At 74.7% G+C, this 16,931-nt stretch carries 16 protein-coding genes and 1 other RNA gene; 7 read left to right on the top strand and 10 right to left on the bottom strand.

All coding sequences use genetic code 11. From position 1 onward, the window contains the following. Nucleotides 1-103: 103 nt before the first annotated feature. On the top strand, nt 104-1,117 hold the full coding sequence (locus ADK52_RS31920; RefSeq protein ID WP_053693350.1) for a small ribosomal subunit Rsm22 family protein: 1,014 nt from the start codon (nt 104-106) through the stop codon (nt 1,115-1,117). A gap of 27 nt (nt 1,118-1,144) precedes the next feature. Here ADK52_RS31920 and ddaH read toward each other — a convergent pair whose 3' ends face one another. Then, nucleotides 1,145-1,975, bottom strand: a complete 831-nt coding sequence (ddaH, locus tag ADK52_RS31925; RefSeq protein WP_420714966.1) for a dimethylargininase — start codon at nt 1,973-1,975, stop codon at nt 1,145-1,147. Between the two features lie 111 nt (nt 1,976-2,086). On the opposite strand from ddaH, the gene ADK52_RS31930 reads away from it, so the two are divergent. Next, a complete protein-coding gene (locus ADK52_RS31930; RefSeq protein WP_053693352.1) occupies nt 2,087-2,704 on the top strand; it encodes a TetR/AcrR family transcriptional regulator in 618 nt (205 codons plus the stop codon). Between the two features lie 214 nt (nt 2,705-2,918). Beyond that, nucleotides 2,919-3,665: a bifunctional DNA primase/polymerase gene (locus ADK52_RS31935; protein ID WP_053693353.1), complete on the top strand. Its 747-nt coding sequence runs from the start codon at nt 2,919-2,921 to the stop codon at nt 3,663-3,665. A gap of 29 nt (nt 3,666-3,694) precedes the next feature. Here ADK52_RS31935 and yaaA read toward each other — a convergent pair whose 3' ends face one another. Next, nucleotides 3,695-4,495, bottom strand: coding sequence for a peroxide stress protein YaaA (gene yaaA, locus ADK52_RS31940; protein ID WP_053693354.1), 801 nt, complete (start codon nt 4,493-4,495; stop codon nt 3,695-3,697). A 102-nt stretch (nt 4,496-4,597) separates the two neighbouring features. Between yaaA and ADK52_RS31945 the strand changes: the two genes are divergently transcribed. Further along, on the top strand, nt 4,598-6,043 hold the full coding sequence (locus ADK52_RS31945) for an RNB domain-containing ribonuclease (RefSeq protein WP_053693355.1): 1,446 nt from the start codon (nt 4,598-4,600) through the stop codon (nt 6,041-6,043). Nucleotides 6,044-6,121: 78 nt separating this feature from the next. After that, nucleotides 6,122-7,081 carry a helix-turn-helix domain-containing protein gene (locus tag ADK52_RS31950; protein WP_053693356.1) on the top strand — a complete coding sequence of 320 codons (960 nt, stop codon included), beginning with the start codon at nt 6,122-6,124 and terminating at the stop codon, nt 7,079-7,081. Between the two features lie 84 nt (nt 7,082-7,165). On the opposite strand, the gene ADK52_RS31955 is transcribed toward ADK52_RS31950, so the two are convergent. After that, nucleotides 7,166-7,999, bottom strand: coding sequence for a hypothetical protein (locus tag ADK52_RS31955; RefSeq protein ID WP_053693357.1), 834 nt, complete (start codon nt 7,997-7,999; stop codon nt 7,166-7,168). After that, on the bottom strand, nt 7,996-8,730 hold the full coding sequence (locus ADK52_RS31960) for a MerR family transcriptional regulator (RefSeq protein WP_053693358.1): 735 nt from the start codon (nt 8,728-8,730) through the stop codon (nt 7,996-7,998). The genes ADK52_RS31955 and ADK52_RS31960 overlap by 4 nt, the downstream gene beginning before the upstream one ends. A 77-nt stretch (nt 8,731-8,807) precedes the next feature. Between ADK52_RS31960 and rnpB the strand changes: the two genes are divergently transcribed. Beyond that, nucleotides 8,808-9,208, top strand: an RNA gene (rnpB, locus tag ADK52_RS32085) — RNase P RNA component class A. A 73-nt stretch (nt 9,209-9,281) separates the two neighbouring features. Here the strand turns inward: rnpB and ADK52_RS31965 are convergent. Genes ADK52_RS31965 through ADK52_RS31975 form a run of 3 tightly spaced genes read right to left on the bottom strand, consistent with a single transcriptional unit; the run spans nt 9,282 to nt 12,219 of the window. Continuing rightward, nucleotides 9,282-10,613 (bottom strand): bifunctional RNase H/acid phosphatase, encoded by a 1,332-nt coding sequence (locus tag ADK52_RS31965; protein ID WP_053693359.1) that lies wholly within the window; start codon nt 10,611-10,613, stop codon nt 9,282-9,284. Beyond that, entirely contained in the window at nt 10,613-11,356 is a 744-nt protein-coding gene (locus ADK52_RS31970; RefSeq protein ID WP_078988761.1) for a zinc ribbon domain-containing protein, read from the bottom strand. The genes ADK52_RS31965 and ADK52_RS31970 overlap by 1 nt, the downstream gene beginning before the upstream one ends. Continuing rightward, nucleotides 11,353-12,219, bottom strand: a complete 867-nt coding sequence (locus ADK52_RS31975; RefSeq protein ID WP_053693361.1) for a Nif3-like dinuclear metal center hexameric protein — start codon at nt 12,217-12,219, stop codon at nt 11,353-11,355. Before ADK52_RS31975 ends, ADK52_RS31970 begins: the two co-directional genes overlap by 4 nt. 177 nt (nt 12,220-12,396) lie before the next feature. Between ADK52_RS31975 and ADK52_RS31980 the strand changes: the two genes are divergently transcribed. Next, nucleotides 12,397-13,488, top strand: coding sequence for a hypothetical protein (locus ADK52_RS31980; protein WP_053693362.1), 1,092 nt, complete (start codon nt 12,397-12,399; stop codon nt 13,486-13,488). A gap of 63 nt (nt 13,489-13,551) precedes the next feature. On the opposite strand, the gene ADK52_RS31985 is transcribed toward ADK52_RS31980, so the two are convergent. The 3 genes from ADK52_RS31985 to ADK52_RS31995 form a co-directional block, all read right to left on the bottom strand. Continuing rightward, the gene (locus ADK52_RS31985; RefSeq protein ID WP_053693363.1) at nt 13,552-14,766 is read right to left on the bottom strand and encodes an ROK family transcriptional regulator; all 1,215 of its coding nucleotides are present in this window, start codon (nt 14,764-14,766) and stop codon (nt 13,552-13,554) included. Between the two features lie 89 nt (nt 14,767-14,855). Continuing rightward, nucleotides 14,856-15,797 carry a 3-oxoacyl-ACP reductase gene (locus ADK52_RS31990; protein WP_053693364.1) on the bottom strand — a complete coding sequence of 314 codons (942 nt, stop codon included), beginning with the start codon at nt 15,795-15,797 and terminating at the stop codon, nt 14,856-14,858. A 52-nt stretch (nt 15,798-15,849) separates the two neighbouring features. Further along, entirely contained in the window at nt 15,850-16,929 is a 1,080-nt protein-coding gene (locus ADK52_RS31995) for a Zn-dependent alcohol dehydrogenase (protein ID WP_053693365.1), read from the bottom strand. Nucleotides 16,930-16,931 lie beyond the last annotated feature (2 nt).

Here is a 16,931-nt window from a genome sequence, read left to right on the forward strand (position 1 = left end):
GGGTGTCGTCGAAGTAGCGTCGGCCGCCCGCGCCGGCCAGACGGGACCTCGACGACACCTCCTGGCGGCGTCCCGGACCCCGCGGGCGCCGTAAACTTCGCTGGTGAACGCCTCCGCCTCCGCCTCCGTGCCCACCACCGCCGAAACGCTGCGGTCCGCGCTGGGCGGGCTGCTCGACGGACTCCCGCCGAAGCAGGCCACGGCCGCCGTCGACCGGCTGATCGCCAACTACCGCGGCCGGACCCCGACCGACGCGCCCGTCCTGCGCGACCGCTCCGACGTGGCGGCGTACGCGGCGTACCGGATGCCGGCCACCTTCGAGGCCGTACGCTCCGCCCTGGGCGCCCTCGCGGAGGCCGCCCCGCAGTGGTCCCCCGGCTCCCACGTGGACGTCGGCGGCGGCACGGGCGCGGCGACCTGGGCGGTGGACGCCCTCTGGGACGGCCCCCGCGACACCGCGGTCCTGGACTGGGCGGAGCCGGCGCTGGCCCTCGGCAAGGAGCTCGCGGCCGCCTCCGGTTCTCCGGTGCTGCGCGCCGCCGAGTGGCGCCGGGCCGTCATCGGGTCCGGGCTGGCGCTCCCCGGGGCGGACCTCGTGACGGTGTCGTACGTACTGGGCGAGCTGACGCCCGAGGCCCGCCGGGCCGTGGTCGCCGAGGCGGCCCGCGCCGGGGAGGCCGTGGTGCTGATCGAACCGGGCACGCCCCAGGGGTACCTGCGCATCCGCGAGGCCCGCGACCAGCTGATCGCGGCAGGACTGAAGGTCGCCGCCCCCTGCCCGCACGACGGCACCTGCCCGATCGAGGTCGGCCAGGACTGGTGCCACTTCTCGGCGCGGGTCAGCCGGTCCTCCCTGCACCGGAAGGTCAAGGGCGGCTCCCTCCCGTACGAGGACGAGAAGTTCAGCTACGTGGCCGCGACCCGCTTCCCGGTGGAGCCGGCCCCCTCCCGGATCACGCGGAAGCCGCAGATCCGGAAGGGGCTCGTCCTGCTGGAACTGTGCGGTCCCGAGGGCGAGGGCCTGACCCGGGTCAACGTGACCAAGCGCCACGGTGACCTCTACAAGGCGGCGCGGGACGCCGACTGGGGTCAGGAGTGGCCGCCGGCCACCTCGTAGCCGCGCGGCCGCGGCGGACGGCGGCCGCTACATCCGCAGCTCCTGGGTGCAGCACTTCACGCTGCCGCCGCCCTTGAGCAGCTCGCCCAGGTCCATCGGGACGGGCTCGAAGCCCCGCTCCCGCAGGGGCTGGAACAGTCCGGCCGCCGCCTGCGGGAGCAGGACGTTCCGGCCGTCCGAGACCGCGTTCAGGCCGAGGGCCGCCGCGTCCTCGTCGCCGGCGATCAGCGCGTCCGGGAACAGCCGCTCCAGCACGGCCCGGCTGCCGGGCGAGAACGCGGGCGGGTAGTACATGACCTCGTCGCCGTCGAGCACACAGAGCGCCGTGTCCAGGTGGTAGTAGCGCGGGTCCACCAGGTCGAGGCCGATCACCGGGCGGCCGAAGAACTCCTGGGCCTCGTCGTGCGAGAGCGGGCTGGAGCGGAAGCCCCGGCCGGCCAGGATGTAGGTGGCGGTGACGGCGAAATCGCCCTCGCCCTCGTTGACGTGGGACGGCTCGTGGACGTGCTCGAAGCCGTGGGACCGGAACCAGTCGAGGTGGATCTCCGCCTCGGCGGCGCGCTCCGGGTAGGCGAACCGGGCGCCGAGCACCCGGCCGTCGACGACGAGGGCGCCGTTGGCGGCGAAGACCATGTCGGGCAGCTCGGGGTCCGGTACGAGCGTCTCGACGGTGTGGCCGAGCGAGCGGTAGCGGTCCCGGAGGTCTTCCCACTGGGCGTGTGCGAGGGGCAGGTCCACCGGTTTCGTGGGGTCCATCCACGGGTTGATGGAGTACGTGACCTTGAAGTGTGCGGGTGGGCACATCAAGTAGCGCCGGGGTGTGGCGACTCTGCGCAAAGAAGGCTCCTCACGGCTCACGAGAGATGAGGAGAGAATCGTCTCTCCTCAAGGGAAACCGCGCAGTGAACTGATTGGGTGGTTTACGGAATGACACAAAGACGAGACGTCTCGCGTTGATAATTTGTCCGAATGAGCAGCAGATCACCTGACGCGAAGGCCCCCGACCCCGCCCGCCGCAGCGACCGCTCCCGGCGGGCCATCCTCGACTCGGCGCTCGCACTGGTCTCGGAGGTCGGCTACAACAAGCTGACCATCGAGGCCATCGCCGCCCGCGCGGGCGTCGGCAAGCAGACGATCTACCGCTGGTGGCCGTCGAAGGCGGCGGTCCTGCTGGACGCCTCGCTCGCGCTCTTCGGGGACGCGGAGAGGGAGGCCGACTGGACGGGCTTCCCGGACACCGGCGACCTCGCCGCCGACCTCAAGCTGGTGCTGCGGGTGACGGTGGACCAGTTCAACGACGAGAAGTACGCGGCCCCCACGCGCGCCCTGACCGCCGCCGGGGCGACCGACGCCGAGCTGAGCGCCCGCTTCGCCGAGCAGCTGCTGGAGCCGCAGCTCGCCCTGTACGAGACGCGGTTGCGGGCGGCCCGGGACGCCGGACAGCTCGCGCCGGACGCGGACCTGCGTCTGACGGTGGAGATGCTGGTGGGACCGCTGACGTACCGCTGGCTGATGCGGACGGGACCGCTGACGCACGCGTTCGCGGACGGGCTGGTGGACCGGGTACTGGGCGGGGTGGCGCGGTGACGGGGGTGTCGAAGGTCACCGAGGCCTGACGGGCCGGTGGACGGCCGGGGACAATTGGCGGAATTTCACCGGTATGTGACGGTATTCCGCCTGCCGTTGTGCGCTCTCCGTGCACCTGTCCCCCACCCCCCGGTGGGGGAGAGCGGTCACCCGGACCCCAGGATGGTGGGACCATGTGAGGGTCTGCCGGGGAAACGGTGAGGTGAGGGGATAGATGGGGTCTGAGTCCGGCCGCGTCAAACGCGGCGAGCAGAGCAGGATTTCCCAGTGGCTGCGCCGGCGGCCCAAACCCTCCCCCGAAGATCCCGAGCGCGCACGCGAGGCCCTCCTGCTGTCCGCGGCCGCCGCGGGCCTGCCGCTCGCCCCCGCCGCCCATCCCGCCGGCTACCGGTGTTCGTGCGACCGGATCGGCTGTCCCACCCCCGCACGCCACCCCCTCTCCTTCGCCTGGCAGACGCAGTCGACGACCGACCGCGCACAGATCGAACGCTGGGCGCGCAACCAGCCCCAGGCGAACTTCATCACCGCGACGGGCATGGTCCACGACGTGCTGGACGTCCCCCTCGAAGCCGGGGCGAGCGCACTGGAGCGCCTGCTGGCGGCGGGCGTGGAAGTCGGCCCGGTCGCCGAATCGGGCGGCACGGGCGACCAGGCCCGGATGCTCTTCTTCACGGCGACGCGCGGGACCCCCGAGGACGAGGACGAGTGGTGGCCCTGCGAGCTGGACTGCCACCCGGAGACCATGGACGAGCACCCGGGCCTGCGGTGGCACTGCCGCGGCAGCTACGTCCTGGTCCCCCCGGCCGCGCTCCCCGGTGACCTGGCGGTCACCTGGATCCGCGGCACGGAGCACCCCCTCCCCGACCCCCTCACCCTCCTCGAAACCCTGACGGACGCCTGCGCCACGTACGCGGGCGCCGCCACCGAAACCCCCTCGGCGGCCTGGCCCCTGAGCCGCTAGGTCGTGCCCCGCGGCCCCGACCGGGGCGGTCAGTGGATCTGGGTGACCACCACGTCCAGGGACCAGGCCTTGGCCGGCTTCGCGGGGGCCTCGGCCTCCACGGCGTAGCCCAGGTCGCGCAGCGCCGTGACCAGCTCGGCCGGGGTCGCGGGGACGGCCCCGGCGACGAGCAGGTCCCGCACCAGCCGCCCCTTCGTGGCCTTGTTGAAGTGGCTCACCACCGACCGCTTCTCCACCCCGTCCACGATCTGCGCGTGCAGCACCCGCACCGTCGCCGTGCGCCCCGCCACCTCGCCCTTGGGCTTCCACGCCGACGCATAGGCCGAGGAGCGCAGGTCCAGCACCAGACCGTCCCCCGCCGCGGCCGGCATCACCGCCGCCATGGGCTCCCGCCAGTACGCCCCCAGCGCGCCCAGCCCCGGCAGCTTCACCCCCATCGAGCAGCGGTACGAGGGGATCCGGTCCGTCACCCGGACCGCGCCCCACAGACCCGAGAACACCATCAGGGACTGCTCCGCCAGCGTCCGCGCCGCCGCCGGCAGGCCGGCCAGGCCCAGCGCGTCGTACAGGACGCCGGTGTAGATCTCCCCGGCCGGCCGGGCCACCGCGGACCGCAGCCCGGCGTTCTTCGCCACCTCGCCGCGCAGCCCCTCGCTCAGACCGAGCACCTCACGGGCCTTCGTCTCGTCCCCCGCGCACAGCTCGACCAGTTCCTCCAGCACGGCCGCCCGCGCCCCGGCCAGTCCCGGCAGCGACAGCGTCCCCGGCTCCAGGGGCGCGCCGGATCCGCCGGCGGCCTTTCCCTCGGACGGCGGCAGCAGCACGAGCACGGTGGTTCTCCTTCAGTACGACACGGCGCAGGGGGTGCGGCCCCCGAGCCAGGGTAGACGGCTCGCCGCGCCGCGGGCGCCCACCCGTCCTACGCTCGACCCATGCCACGCCGTCATATGCACATGACCGGCGCAGACGGGGCTGCCCTGCGGGCCGCGCTGCGTGACCTGCGCACGGAGCTGGGCGTGCCCGGGGAGTTCCCGGCTCCGGTGCTCGCCGAAGCCGAGCGGGCGGTCCGCACCCCGCTCCTCCCCGACCTCGACGCCACCGACCTCCCCCTGTTCACCATCGACCCGCCCGCCTCCCGCGACCTGGACCAGGCCATGCACCTGGCGAAGCGCGCGAGCGGCGGCGGCTACCGCGTGCACTACGCCATCGCCGACGTCGCCGCCTTCGTCACCCCCGGCGGCGCCCTCGACACCGAGGCCCACCAGCGCGTCACCACCCTCTACTTCCCCGACGGCCGGGTCCCCCTCCATCCGCCCGTCCTCTCCGAGGGCGCGGCCAGCCTGCTGCCCGGCCAGACCTGCCCGGCGCTGCTGTGGCGCTTCGACCTGGACTCCGCCGGACGCGTGGAGAGCACCGAGGTCCGCCGCGCCCTGGTCCGCAGCCGGGCCAAGCTGGACTACGACGGCGTCCAGCAGGCCATCGACTCCCGGACCGCCGAAGAGCCCCTCGCCCTCCTCCAGGACGTCGGCCGGCTCCGCGAGACCCTGGAGCAGGAGCGCGGCGGGATCTCGCTGAACGTGCCCGAGCAGGAGATCGTCGCGCAGAACGGCTCGTACACCCTCGCCCACCGGGCCCCGCTCCCCGCGGACGGCTGGAACGCCCAGATCTCCCTGATGGCCGGCATGGCCGCCGCCGAGCTGATGCTCGCCGCCGGCACCGGCATCCTGCGCACCCTCCCCAGCGCCCCCGACGGGGCCGTCGGCCGGCTCCGGCGCACCGCCGCCGCCCTGCGGATCGACTGGCCGCACCACGTGCCGTACGCCGAACTCGTCCGCACCCTCGACCCGCACCTCCCCGCCCACGCCGCGTTCCTCCAGGAGTGCACGGCCCTGCTGCGCGGCGCGGGCTACACGGTGTTCACCGGCGGCCGGGCCCCGGAGCCCCTCCTGCACGCCGCGGTGGCGGCCCCGTACGCGCACTGCACCGCCCCGCTGCGCCGGCTCGTCGACCGGTACGCGGGCGAACTGTGCGTGGCGGCGGTGGCCGGGATCGATCCCCCGGCGTGGGCGACGGCCGCGCTGGACGCGCTCCCGCAGCGGATGGCGGACGGCAGCAGGCTGGCCAACACGGCCGAGCGGGAGTGCGTGGACCTCGTCGAGGCGGCCCTGCTGAAGGACCACGTCGGGCAGACCTTCGAGGCGACCGTGATCGACGTCAAGGAGCACGAGCCGCTCGTGGGCACGGTCCACCTGGAGGAGCCGGCCGTGGTCGGCCGGGTCGAATCCCCGTCCGCGCGGCTGCCCCTGGGCGACCGCATCCGGGTCCGCCTGACGCAGGCCGACCCGGGCCGGGCGAAGGTGCTGTTCGCGCCCGCCTGAGCGGATCTCCCCCGGCCGGCTCTGGCTGGGGCGCCCGCCGCCTGTCATCATCTGCGCAGCAGGCGGGGGAGGCCGGCGATGGGTTCCGTCGACATGTCCGTACGGCCGGCCGTACCGGCGGCAGCACCGGCGGGCGTACCGGCGGGCGCGAGCCGCCGCGGGCCCGCCGCCGCGCTGCGCCCGCACATCGTCAACTACACCGGGTTCCGTACGGAGTTCACCGCGCCCCGGCGCAGGCTGGAGCTCCCCACCGGGTACGCGACGCTCGTCTTCCCCTTCGGCGGGGGCCTCTGGGTCTCACGCGGCGGGGAAGAGCCCTCCGCCGCCCTGCGGTCCGCCGCCGGGGCCCTGATCAGCGGCCCGCGCACCGGCTGGGCGATCGGGGCGCACGCGGGGGCGGTGCACGGGCTGGAGGTGAACCTGACTCCGCTCGGCGCGTACCGGCTGTTCGGAGTGCCGATGGTGCACTTCGCGGACGGCCTCGCGGACCTCGGCGAGGTGCTCGGGCCCGTCGGCCGCCACCTGCCCGAGCGGCTGCGGTCCCTGGGCGGCTGGGAAGAGCGCTTCGACCTGCTCGACGCGGTGTTCACCGCCCGCCTGGAGCGGGGTCCGGCCGCCGCACCCGAGGTCCGCGGGGCCCTGGCCCGGCTCTGGGCCGACAGCGGCTCGCTGGCCCTGGCCGCCGCCGAGACCGGCTGGAGCGCCCGCACGCTGCGCGCCCGCTTCCGCGAACAGGTCGGCCTGTCCCCCAAGGGCATCGCCCGGGTGTTCCGGCTCCAGCGCGCGCTGCGGCTGCTCGCGGCCGGGGCCGCCCCCGCCCAGGTCGCGGCGGCCTGCGGCTACCACGACCAGGCCCACTTCGGCCGGGACGTGAAGGCCCTGACCGGGCTGCCGCCCGCCCGGTTCGCGGCCCTGCGCGGCGGGCTGCCGCCGGGCTCGGCCCTGGACCGGGTACCGGGCCGGATCACCAGCCTGCTGCTCCCGGACGAGGGGGCCCGTGAACAGCCGGTGCGTACCGGCCGCGCATGCCGTTTTTGACAAGACACGGCCGGTGGATTCCTGCCACGCTCGGCGCACGACTCCTCATCCCCCCGGAGGGTCCCGACGCAGTGCGGCAGCCCGTCACGGGGGTGCGGGTTGCCGTACCGCGCCGACCAGCGCGCGGGGGTCGTCCGCGTGGAAGCGGATCGTACGGGCCGACGCGCGGGCACCGAGCGGCCTGCGGAAGTCCAGCGGCCGGTTCAGCTCCAGGGTCACCGTGGTCTGGCTGCCCACGATCAGGTCGAGGACCCCCTCGTCGGAGAGGCTGACGAGCCGGCCCTCCGGGTAGCGCCGGTCCACCCGGACCGAGGCGACCGCGTCCGGCGGGACGGTCAGGTCGAACAGTGCCCCGTACCGGATCCGCAGCGTCCCGTCGGGCCGCACCACGTGCGGCCGGGTCACGCAGGCGGCGTGCAGGCCGAGCACCGCCAGCACCCCGTACACGTCGAGGACGAGCAGCACCCGGTGCACGGCCGGCCAGGGGATCAGCACGGCCAGCCCGACCGTCTCGATCACCGACACGAAGAGCAGCCCGTACATCATGGCCGTCTGCGGTCCGGTGTACGCGGCGGCGAGGTCCCCCGGGCGCACCCCGTGCCTGCGGCGCCCCACCCAGCGCCCCAAGGATGCGAAGGCCCGCAGCTCGTGCTGCAGGAGGCGCCGTATGGGCTCCGGGACGGCGGCGGCGACCGCGTCCCGGCGGGCCGCCGGGGGCGCCAGGCCCCGCGCGCGGGCGGCCGCGTACAGGGACCACAGCACCCGCGCCTCCAGCAGCAGCACCCCGAGCACCAACGCCTCGGCGCCCGCCAGCACCCACCCGGGCGGCCGCAGTCCGGCGGCGAGGCAAAGGACGAGGACCAGCTCGCCCGGTATCACCGCGGCGGCCGCGATCCGGGCCGCGCGCAGGGCGCTCACGCCCGGCCCCGGTCCGCGAAGGCCGCCATCACGCGGCGGACGACCTCGGCCTGGGCGGGCGCGAATTCGGCGAGCAGCGCCTCCCGGAAGCCGGGCACGACCGGCCCGTCGGCCGGGATCGCGTCGAAGACCCCGGCGGGGACGGCCGCGACCAGCGCGTCGGCAAGGGGTCCGATGCGGGGGTCGTCGACGGGGGCCGCGGCGAGCTCGTCGAGCCGCTCGTACAGGGCGAGGACGGCCGGGTCGGCGGCCACGGGGGCGAGCGCGGCGTAGAGCTCCTCGCCGGCCGCGCCGGTGGCGTCGAGGAGGGTGAGGTGCTCGCGGTCCTTGGCGGCGGCCGGGGACGCGGTGGGCGGCGCCTTCGCCAGCAGCGCGGCGAGCCCGGGCGAGACGGGCTCGCCGTCCCCCGGTCCGGCGGCGAGCAGCGCCGCGAGCCGCTGCCGGCGGGAGGCGAGTTCGGCCTCCTGGCGGGCGAGGTCGGCGTCGAGTTCCGCCAGTACCTCGGCCAGTTCGCGCCCCGCGTCGTCCGCGAGGACGTCGCGGACCTCGTCGAGGCCGAGCCCGAGCTCGGTGAGCCGGCGCACCCGGGCCAGCAGGACGGCGTCGCGCACGCTGTACGCGCGATAGCCGTTGGGGCGCCGCTCCGGCTCCGGGAGCAGCCCGACATGGTGGTAGTGCCGGATCGCCCGGGTCGTGACCCCGACGAGCGCGGCGATCTCTCCGATCCGCATGCCCTCCAGTAGAAACCCTGCCGCTGCGTCAAGGTCAAGCGCGGCGCCGGGCGCGGGTAGCATGGTCACTCGCAGAACAACCGGAGCGGGCGGCCGCGTCGGGATCCCCGGATCCCGCCGAGGAACGTCCGGGCTCCACAGGGCAGGGTGGTGGCTAACGGCCACCCGGGGTGACCCGCGGGACAGTGCCACAGAAAACAGACCGCCGGGGCTTCGGCCCTCGGTAAGGGTGAAACGGTGGTGTAAGAGACCACCAGCGCCTGGGGTGACCCAGGCGGCTAGGTAAACCCCACCCGGAGCAAGGTCAAGAGGAGTCGTCTTCGGACGGCTCTGCGCGAACGTTCGAGGGCTGCCCGCCCGAGTTCGCGGGTAGACCGCAGGAGGCCGGCGGCAACGCCGGTCCTAGATGGATGGCCGTCTCCCCGGCGACCGCGAGGTCACCGGGCGACAGAACCCGGCGTACAGCTCCGGTTGTTCTGCACTCGACGAAGCCGAAGGGCCCGTCCCCGTCAGGGGGCGGGCCCTTCGCCGTACGTCCTCGAACCGGCGGGTCAGCGCAGGTGCGAGGTGTCGTTCAGCAGGCGCACCGAGGCGTTGCCGTCGGCGTAGTAGGCCACCGCCGAGAGGGAGGCCGCGGACAGCTCCATCTTGAACAGCGCCTCCGGCGGGGCGCCCAGCGCGAGCCGGACCAGGATCTTGACCGGGGTCACGTGCGTGACCAGCAGCACCGTGCGGCCCGCGTGCGCGGCCAGCAGCCGGTCCCGGGTCGCCGAGATGCGGCGGGTGGCGGCCGTGAAGCTCTCGCCGCCGCCCGTCGGGGCCGCCTTCGGGGAGTCCAGCCAGGCCTGGAGGTCGTCCGGGAAGCGCTCGCGCACCTCGGCGAAGGTCAGGCCCTCCCAGGCGCCGAAGTCCACCTCGCGCAGGCCCTCCTCGACGGTGACCGTGAGGCCGAGCCGGTCCGCGACGGCCTGCGCGGTCTCCCGGCAGCGGCGCAGCGGGGAGCTGACGATCGTCTGGACGGTGCCGCGGGCGGCCAGGGCCTCGGCCACCGCCGATGCCTGGCGGCGGCCGGCCGGGGACAGCTCCGGGTCGGTGCCGCCGCTGCCGGAGAAGCGCTTCTGCGGGGTGAGGGCCGTCTCCCCGTGGCGCAGCAGGACGAAGGTCGCCGGGGTGCCCATGTCGGGACCCCAGCCCGGCGTGGCCGAGGGGGCCTGGGCCGGGCCCGGCGCCGGGGCGGGGATGCGTCCCGATGCGGTGGCGTCCTGCTCCGCGAACAGGGTGTCGGCCCCGGCAGCCTCGCGTGCCGGTGCGGTGGCCGACGTACCGGAAGCAGTGGCGAGGGCGGCCCGTACGGCCGCGGCCCCCTTCGCGGCGTCCCCCGGAGGGCCGGCCGGCGGGGTCGCCAGGGCGCGGGCCGCCGAGGCGTCCAGGGCCGCCGAAGAGGCCGACGGCTCCCACTGCTCGCCGCGCTTGCCCGCGTCCATCGCCTCGTTGGCGAGCCGGTCCGCGTGCTTGTTCCGCTCGCGCGGGATCCACTCGTACGTCACCTGCGCGCGCGGCAGGACCTTCGCCGCCTCCGCCGCGAGGGGCTTCATGTCCGGGTGCTTGATCTTCCAGCGGCCCGACATCTGCTCGACGACCAGCTTGGAGTCCATGCGCACCTGCACCACGGCGTCCGGGGACAGCTCGCGGGCCGCCTTGAGGCCGGCGATCAGGCCCTTGTACTCGGCCACGTTGTTGGTCGCGACGCCGATGTACTCCGCGCGCTCGGCCAGCGTCTCGCCCGTCGCCGGGTCGAGGACGACCGCGCCGTAGCCGGCGGGCCCCGGGTTGCCCCGGGAGCCGCCGTCCGCCTCGACGACGAACCGGACAGGCCTCTGCATCAGATGCCCGAGTCGGCCGTACGGACCAGGATGCGGCCGCAGTTCTCGTGCCGCACGACCTGGTCGCGGGCCGCGGCCTTGATCTCGTTGACCTCGGCCATGTCGAGCTCCAGGCGGCAGCCCTCGCAGCGGCGCTGGTACAGGCGGGCGGCGCCGACGCCGCCCTGCTTGACGCGGATCTTCTCGTACAGGGCCATCAGGTCGGCCGGCATCGAGGCGACGATGACCTCGCGGTCCTTGGCGATCTTCGCGGCCTCGGCGTCGAGCTCGCCGGTGGCGGCGTCGCGGCGGGCGGTGGCGTCCGTCAGCTTGGCTTCGAGGGCGGAGACCCGCTCGGTCAGCCCGGTGACCCGCTCCTGCGCACCCTCCAGGCGCTCCATGACCTCCAGGACCACGTCCTCCAGGTCGGCCTGGCGCTTGGCGAGGGAGACGACCTCGCTCTGCAGGTTCGCCAGGTCGCGGGCGGAGATGCCCGCGCCGGAGTCGAGCCGCTGCTGGTCGCGGGCCGCGCGCTGGCGCACCTGGTCGACGTCCTGCTCCGCCTTGGTCTGCTCGCGGGCGGCGTCGCTCGCCTGCGTCTGGGCCGCCACGAGCAGGTCGCGCTGCTGCGTCAGGTCCTTGGTCAGGGACTCGACCTCGGTGTGCTCCGGCAGCGACTTGCGCTTGTGGGCGAGCTGAGACAGCCGGACGTCCAGGGCCTGGACGTCGAGAAGTCGGATCTGGTCGGCGGGCTCGGCGTTCAGTTGGGGGCTCCTGAGTTAGAAGAGGGAGATGAAGGAACGTCGGACGGCGCGTGCGCCGTCCACGGGTCGGTGACCGAGCGCGAGACGTGGGTGCGCAGACCCCAGCCGTGGCGCTCGGAGATCGCGTCGAGCTGCGCGGCGGCCTGCTCGCACCAGGGCCACTCGGTGGCCCAGTGCGCGGCGTCGACGAGGGCCAGCGGGCTCTGCTCGCGGGCCTCGGAGACGGGGTGGTGGCGCAGGTCGGCGGTGAGGAACACGTCCACGCCGGCGGCCCGGACCTGGCCGAAGAGGCTGTCGCCGGAGCCGCCGCTGACGGCGACGGTACGCACCAGCGCCTCGGGGTCGCCGGCGACGCGGATGCCCTGGGCGGTCCGCGGCAGCCGGGCGGCGGCGCGGGCGGCGAACGCGCGCAGCGTCTCGGGGTGGTCCAGCTCGCAGATCCGGCCGAGGCCGCGGCGGCCCTCGGGGTCGGTGGGATCGGGGACCAGCGGGCCGGTGATCCGCAGGTCGAGGGCGCCGGCGAGCGCGTCGGAGACGCCGGGGTCGGCGGTGTCCGCGTTGGTGTGGGCGACGTGCAGCGCGATGTCGTTCTTGATGAGCGTGTGCACGACGCGGCCCTTGAAGGTGCCGGCCTCGACGGTGGTGGTGCCGCGCAGGTAGAGGGGGTGGTGGGTGACGACGAGATCGGCGCCCAGCTTCACTGCCTCGTCGACGATCTCCTGCACGGGGTCGACGGCGAACAGGACGCGGGAGACCTCGGCGTCGGGATCGCCGCATACGGTTCCGACGGCGTCCCACTGCTCGGCCCGCGAGGGGGGCCAGAGGGCGTCCAGCGCGGCGATGACTTCGGAGAGACGGGGCACAGGCCAAGGCTACCGTCCGTACGGGAGCGGGTCCGTCCCTACGTGACGGCACAGCACAATCGCCCCCGCGGCCGGCCCTGAACCGCTCGGCGGCCACCCGTACGTGTGAAGCGCGGATGGTCGTGTTGTTCGGCCCGAAGAGCGAAAACTAGCTTCCTCCCCGGAGGTGACGCACGGATGACTGTCTGTGCCATCGAGATCACGACGACGGCCCCGTTCACCATCGCCGCGGACGGGTCGTACGCGGCCCGGCTGGCCGGGGTCGGGGAGGCCCGGTATCCGGAGCGCTGGACCCTGGCCGGGCCCGAGCCGTACGCGGTGCCGCTGCCGCTCGCTCAGCCCGAGGAGGCCGACAGCGAGGTGCTGGCGCTGGCCGACGGCCGGGTGCTGATCCACCGGCGGGTCGCGCAGCGCCACGCCTTCGCGCTCCTGTACCCGACGGGCGGCGCCGCGGCCGGGCCGCGGACCGGGGAGCTCCCGATGGGCTCGGTGGAGCCCGGGGACGAAGAGGTACGGGTGTCCCTGCTGCCCCCGTCCCCGGACGGACGCGGCGCCTTCGCCCTGGCCGCGTCGGCCGCCGGGACCACGGTCTGGCAGGTGGCCGGGGGCGTCTTCGGGCAGGTCGCCCGGATCCCGGGCCGCTGCTCCGGCGGCGTCTGGCTGGACCGGACGGGCCGGATGCTGGCGCTGGACCGCGAGCTGGACGGCACCACCAAGGCCGTCGCGGTGGACCTGGGCCGGGGCGGCGAGGTCTCCCCGCTGCTGCAGATCGCGGAGGGCAGCGACGACCGGCTGCTGCTGGCCGACCCCGACAGCGGGCTGCTGCTGATCCGCTCGGACGCCCCGGGCGAGCCGCGCCTGGGCTGGGGCGTGCTGGGCAGCTCTCTCCCGGTGCGCTTCCCCGAGTGCCTGCGCGGGGAGGCGGGGACCCCGTTCGCCGTACAGCCGGGCCAGGCCCTGATGCCGGAGAGCTGCGGGGTGGCGCTGCGGCTGGAGGACGGTGGGGGCACCCCCGGCGGTGGCTGGGGGAGGATCGGCCTGTGGCGGCCCGCCGACCGGCACGTGTTCCGGCTCGCCGCCCCCGAGGGCTGGCTCGGCACCGGGCTGTGGAGCCCGCAGGGCCGCCTGCACCTCCCGTACGCGACCCCCGAGACCCCCTGCGGGATCACGGGGCTGACCCTGCCGGTGTCCCCGCCGCCCCCGGTCCGGCTGGATCCGCCGCCGGCGACCGCGCCCCGGCCCGTACCGCTCCAGCAGGCTCCGCTGTAGCGGGGCCGGTGCACGGCCCGTGGCGGGTTGGGCGGAGGTCGGTGGAGGGTTCGGTGGGGGGGGTCAGCGGCCTTCGAAGGCCAGGTCGCGGGCCGCGCCGAGCGCTGTGGCCACCGCGCCCAGCAGCACGGCGTCCTCCCCCAGGCCGCTCGGCGCCACCTTCGGCCGCAGCGGCGTGAGGGTCCGCAGCGTCTGGCGGACCGTGCTCAGCAGCAGGTCGGCGTTGTGGCCGACCCCGCCGCCGAGCACGACGAGGTCCGGGTCGAGTACGGCGGAGACGGCCGCGACGGTGTGGGCGAGGCGTTCGCCCTCCTGCTCGACGGCCCGGGCGGCGGCCGGGTCTCCCGCCCGGGCGGCGTCGAAGACGTCCTTGGCGGTGAGCGGCCCGGTCATCCCGTGGGCGCGGGCCGCCTGGACCACGGCCTCCGCCGAGACGGCGTCCTCCATGCTGTCGGCGGTGTCGGCGGCGTGGGCGGCGCCTTCGGCGTGGGCTGCGGGATCCGGTCCGCCGCGGCCCGCCCAGGGCAGGAAGCCGATCTCGCCGGCCCCGCCGTGCGCCCCGGTGAACAGCCGGCCCTCGTTGACGATGCCCATGCCGAGACCGGTCCCGATCATGACGTAGACGAAGAGCCGGCTGTCCGCACCGACGCCGTACGTGTACTCACCGAGCGCCGCGAGATTGGCGTCGTTCTGGACGGCGACGGGCAGGCCGAGCCCGTCGCGGATCCGGTCGAAGAGGCCCGGTCGGCCCCAGCCGGGCAGTTGCTGGGCGTACCGGACCCGGCGCGTGTCCTCGTCGTAGACGCCGGGCGTACCGACGACGGCGTGGGTGACCTTGCGCGGGTCCGGGGCCGAGTCGGCGACGAGCCCTCGGGCGGTGGACACGGCCAGGTCGGCCATGGTGTTGGCGGTGCGGGCCTGGTTGCGGACGTCGCAGCGGGCCACGACGGTGCCGTCGAGGTCGGCCAGCGCCACCCGCAGCCGGCTGCGGCCGATGTCGATCCCGAGGGCGTAGCCGGCCGTCGGATCGGGGGCGTAGAGCACGGCGGTGCGGCCCCGCTCGGGGGCGTGCGTACCCGCCTCCCGGACCAGGCCGGCCTGTTCGAGGGCGGCGAGCGCGCTGGAGACGGTGGGCTTGGACAGCCCCGTCTCCCGCGCGAGCTGCGCCCGCGAGGCCGCCCCGCCGGAACGCAGCCGCTCCCACAGCAGCCGCTCGTTGGCGCTGCGCTGCCGCTGGGGGTTCCAGGGCTGCTCGGCGCCCTCGTCACTGCTGGTCATCCGGCCATTCTCGCCCAGCAGAGGCCCCGGGACGGCCTCCGTCCGCCGTGCCGCCGAAGGGGGGTGGCGCCTCCCCCGCACCTGGAGGTCTAGTCGTGCTTGAGGCCCAGGACCTCCGCCGCCGCGAACGTCTCGCCGGCCGGGCGGGCGTCGTAGTGCGGGGTGAGCAGTCCGTCCAGTTCCTCGTAGGAGAAGGCCTCCTTCGCGGTGTCGAACTTGGCGGCCACCTTCGGGCGTTCCATGACGACGACGATCCCGCCGTGCACGACGAACAGCTGCCCGTTGGCCTTCGCCGAGGCCGGCGAGGCCAGGTAGCCGACCAGCGGGGCGACGTGCTCGGGGGCCAGCGGGTCGAGCTTGCCGTCCTCCGGGAGCTGGAAGCCGGCGAAGACGTCCTCCGTCATGCGGGTCCGGGCGCGCGGGCAGATGGCGTTGGCCGTCACCCCGTACTTGGCCAGCGCCAGGGCGGTCGAGGTGGTCAGGCCCACGATGCCGCCCTTGGCCGCCGCGTAGTTCGGCTGGCCTGCCGAGCCGCCGAGGAAGGCCTCGGAGGAGGTGTTGACGATCCGGCCGTAGACCGGTCCGCCCGCCGCCTTCGACCGCTCGCGCCAGTGCACGGAGGCGAAGTGGGTGGTGTTGAAGTGGCCCTTGAGGTGGACCCGGATCACCGAGTCCCACTCCTCCTCCGACATGGAGAAGACCATCCGGTCGCGCAGGATGCCCGCGTTGTTGACCAGGACGTCGAGCTTCCCGAAGCTGCTGACCGCCAGCTCGACCAGCTCGCGCGCCTGCTCGAAGTCGGCCACGTCGCCGAGGTGCGCCACCGCCTGCCCGCCCGCGGCGCGGATCTCCTCCGCCACCTCCTCCGCCGGGGCGGCCGAGGCCTCTCCGGAGCCGTCCCGTCCGCTCTGGCCGAAGTCGTTGACGACCACGCTCGCGCCGAGCCGCGCGAGCTCGATCGCCTCGGCCCGGCCGAGCCCGCGGCCGGCGCCGGTGACGATGGCGGACAGTCCCTCAAGTGGGAGTGACATCTACCGGATTCCTCTCGGAGCTCTTGGATGGGTCGGGATGCTGTCGGAACGCTCAGAGCTCGATGCAGGTGCGCAGGGCCACGCCCGTACGCATCTGGTCGAGCGCGTCGTTGATCTCGCCGAGGTGCACCCGGTGCGTGATCAGGCCCGCCAGGTCCACCCGGCCCGCCCGCCACAGCGCGATGGTGCGCTCGTACGAGCGGAGCACGTCCCCGCCTCCGTACATCGACGGCAGGATCTTCTTCTCGTCGAAGAACAGCGAGAACATGTTGACCGAGTAGTTGTCGTCGAGGGCGCCCGCGCCGACCACGACGACGGAGCCGCCGCGCCGGGTCATCTCGTACGCGGTGTGCGTGGTCGCGGACTTGCCGACGACCTCGAAGACGTAGTCGAAGCCCTCCCCGGCCGTGATCCGGTTCTTGGCGTCGCCGAAGGCCTCCGGTGCGACCGCCTCGGTGGCGCCGAAGCGGAGCGCCGCCTCGCGCCGGGAGGCCACCGGGTCCACGGCGATGATCTGCGCCGCGCCCTGCACCTTGGCGCCCTGGATGACGGAGATGCCGACGCCGCCGCAGCCGATGACGGCGACCGAGGACCCGGCCTCCACCTTGGCGGTGTTGATGGCGGCGCCGAGGCCCGTGGTCACCCCGCAGCCGATCAGCGCGGCGATGTCGTACGGCAGGTCGTCGGGGATCGGCACGGCGCACGCGGCGGGCACGACCATCTCCTCGGCGAAGGTGCCGGTGCCGGCGAAGCCGAAGATGTCCCCGCCGCCCGCGCGGCGGAAGTTGGGCGTGGCCACGTTCGCGAAGGACTCCAGGCACAGGTGGCCCTGGCCGCGCTTGCAGGCGGGGCAGTGTCCGCACGGCGGCAGCCAGCAGACGAGGACCCGGTCGCCGATGGCGTGGGTCGTGACCCCGTCGCCGACGTCGACGATCTCGCCCGAACCCTCGTGGCCGGGTATGAAGGGGGCGGGCTGCGGCAGCACGCCGCTCATCGCGGAGAGGTCCGAGTGGCACAGGCCGGTGGCCTTGATGCGGATCCGGACCTTGCCCGGGCCGAAGCCCGCGGTCTCCATGTCGTCGACGACCTCGAGCTTGTCCTGGCCTATCTCGCTCTGCAGTGCTGCGCGCACGG

The organism is Streptomyces sp. WM6372 (assembly GCF_001279655.1).
In the GTDB taxonomy this organism is placed as follows: Bacteria; Actinomycetota; Actinomycetes; order Streptomycetales; family Streptomycetaceae; genus Streptomyces.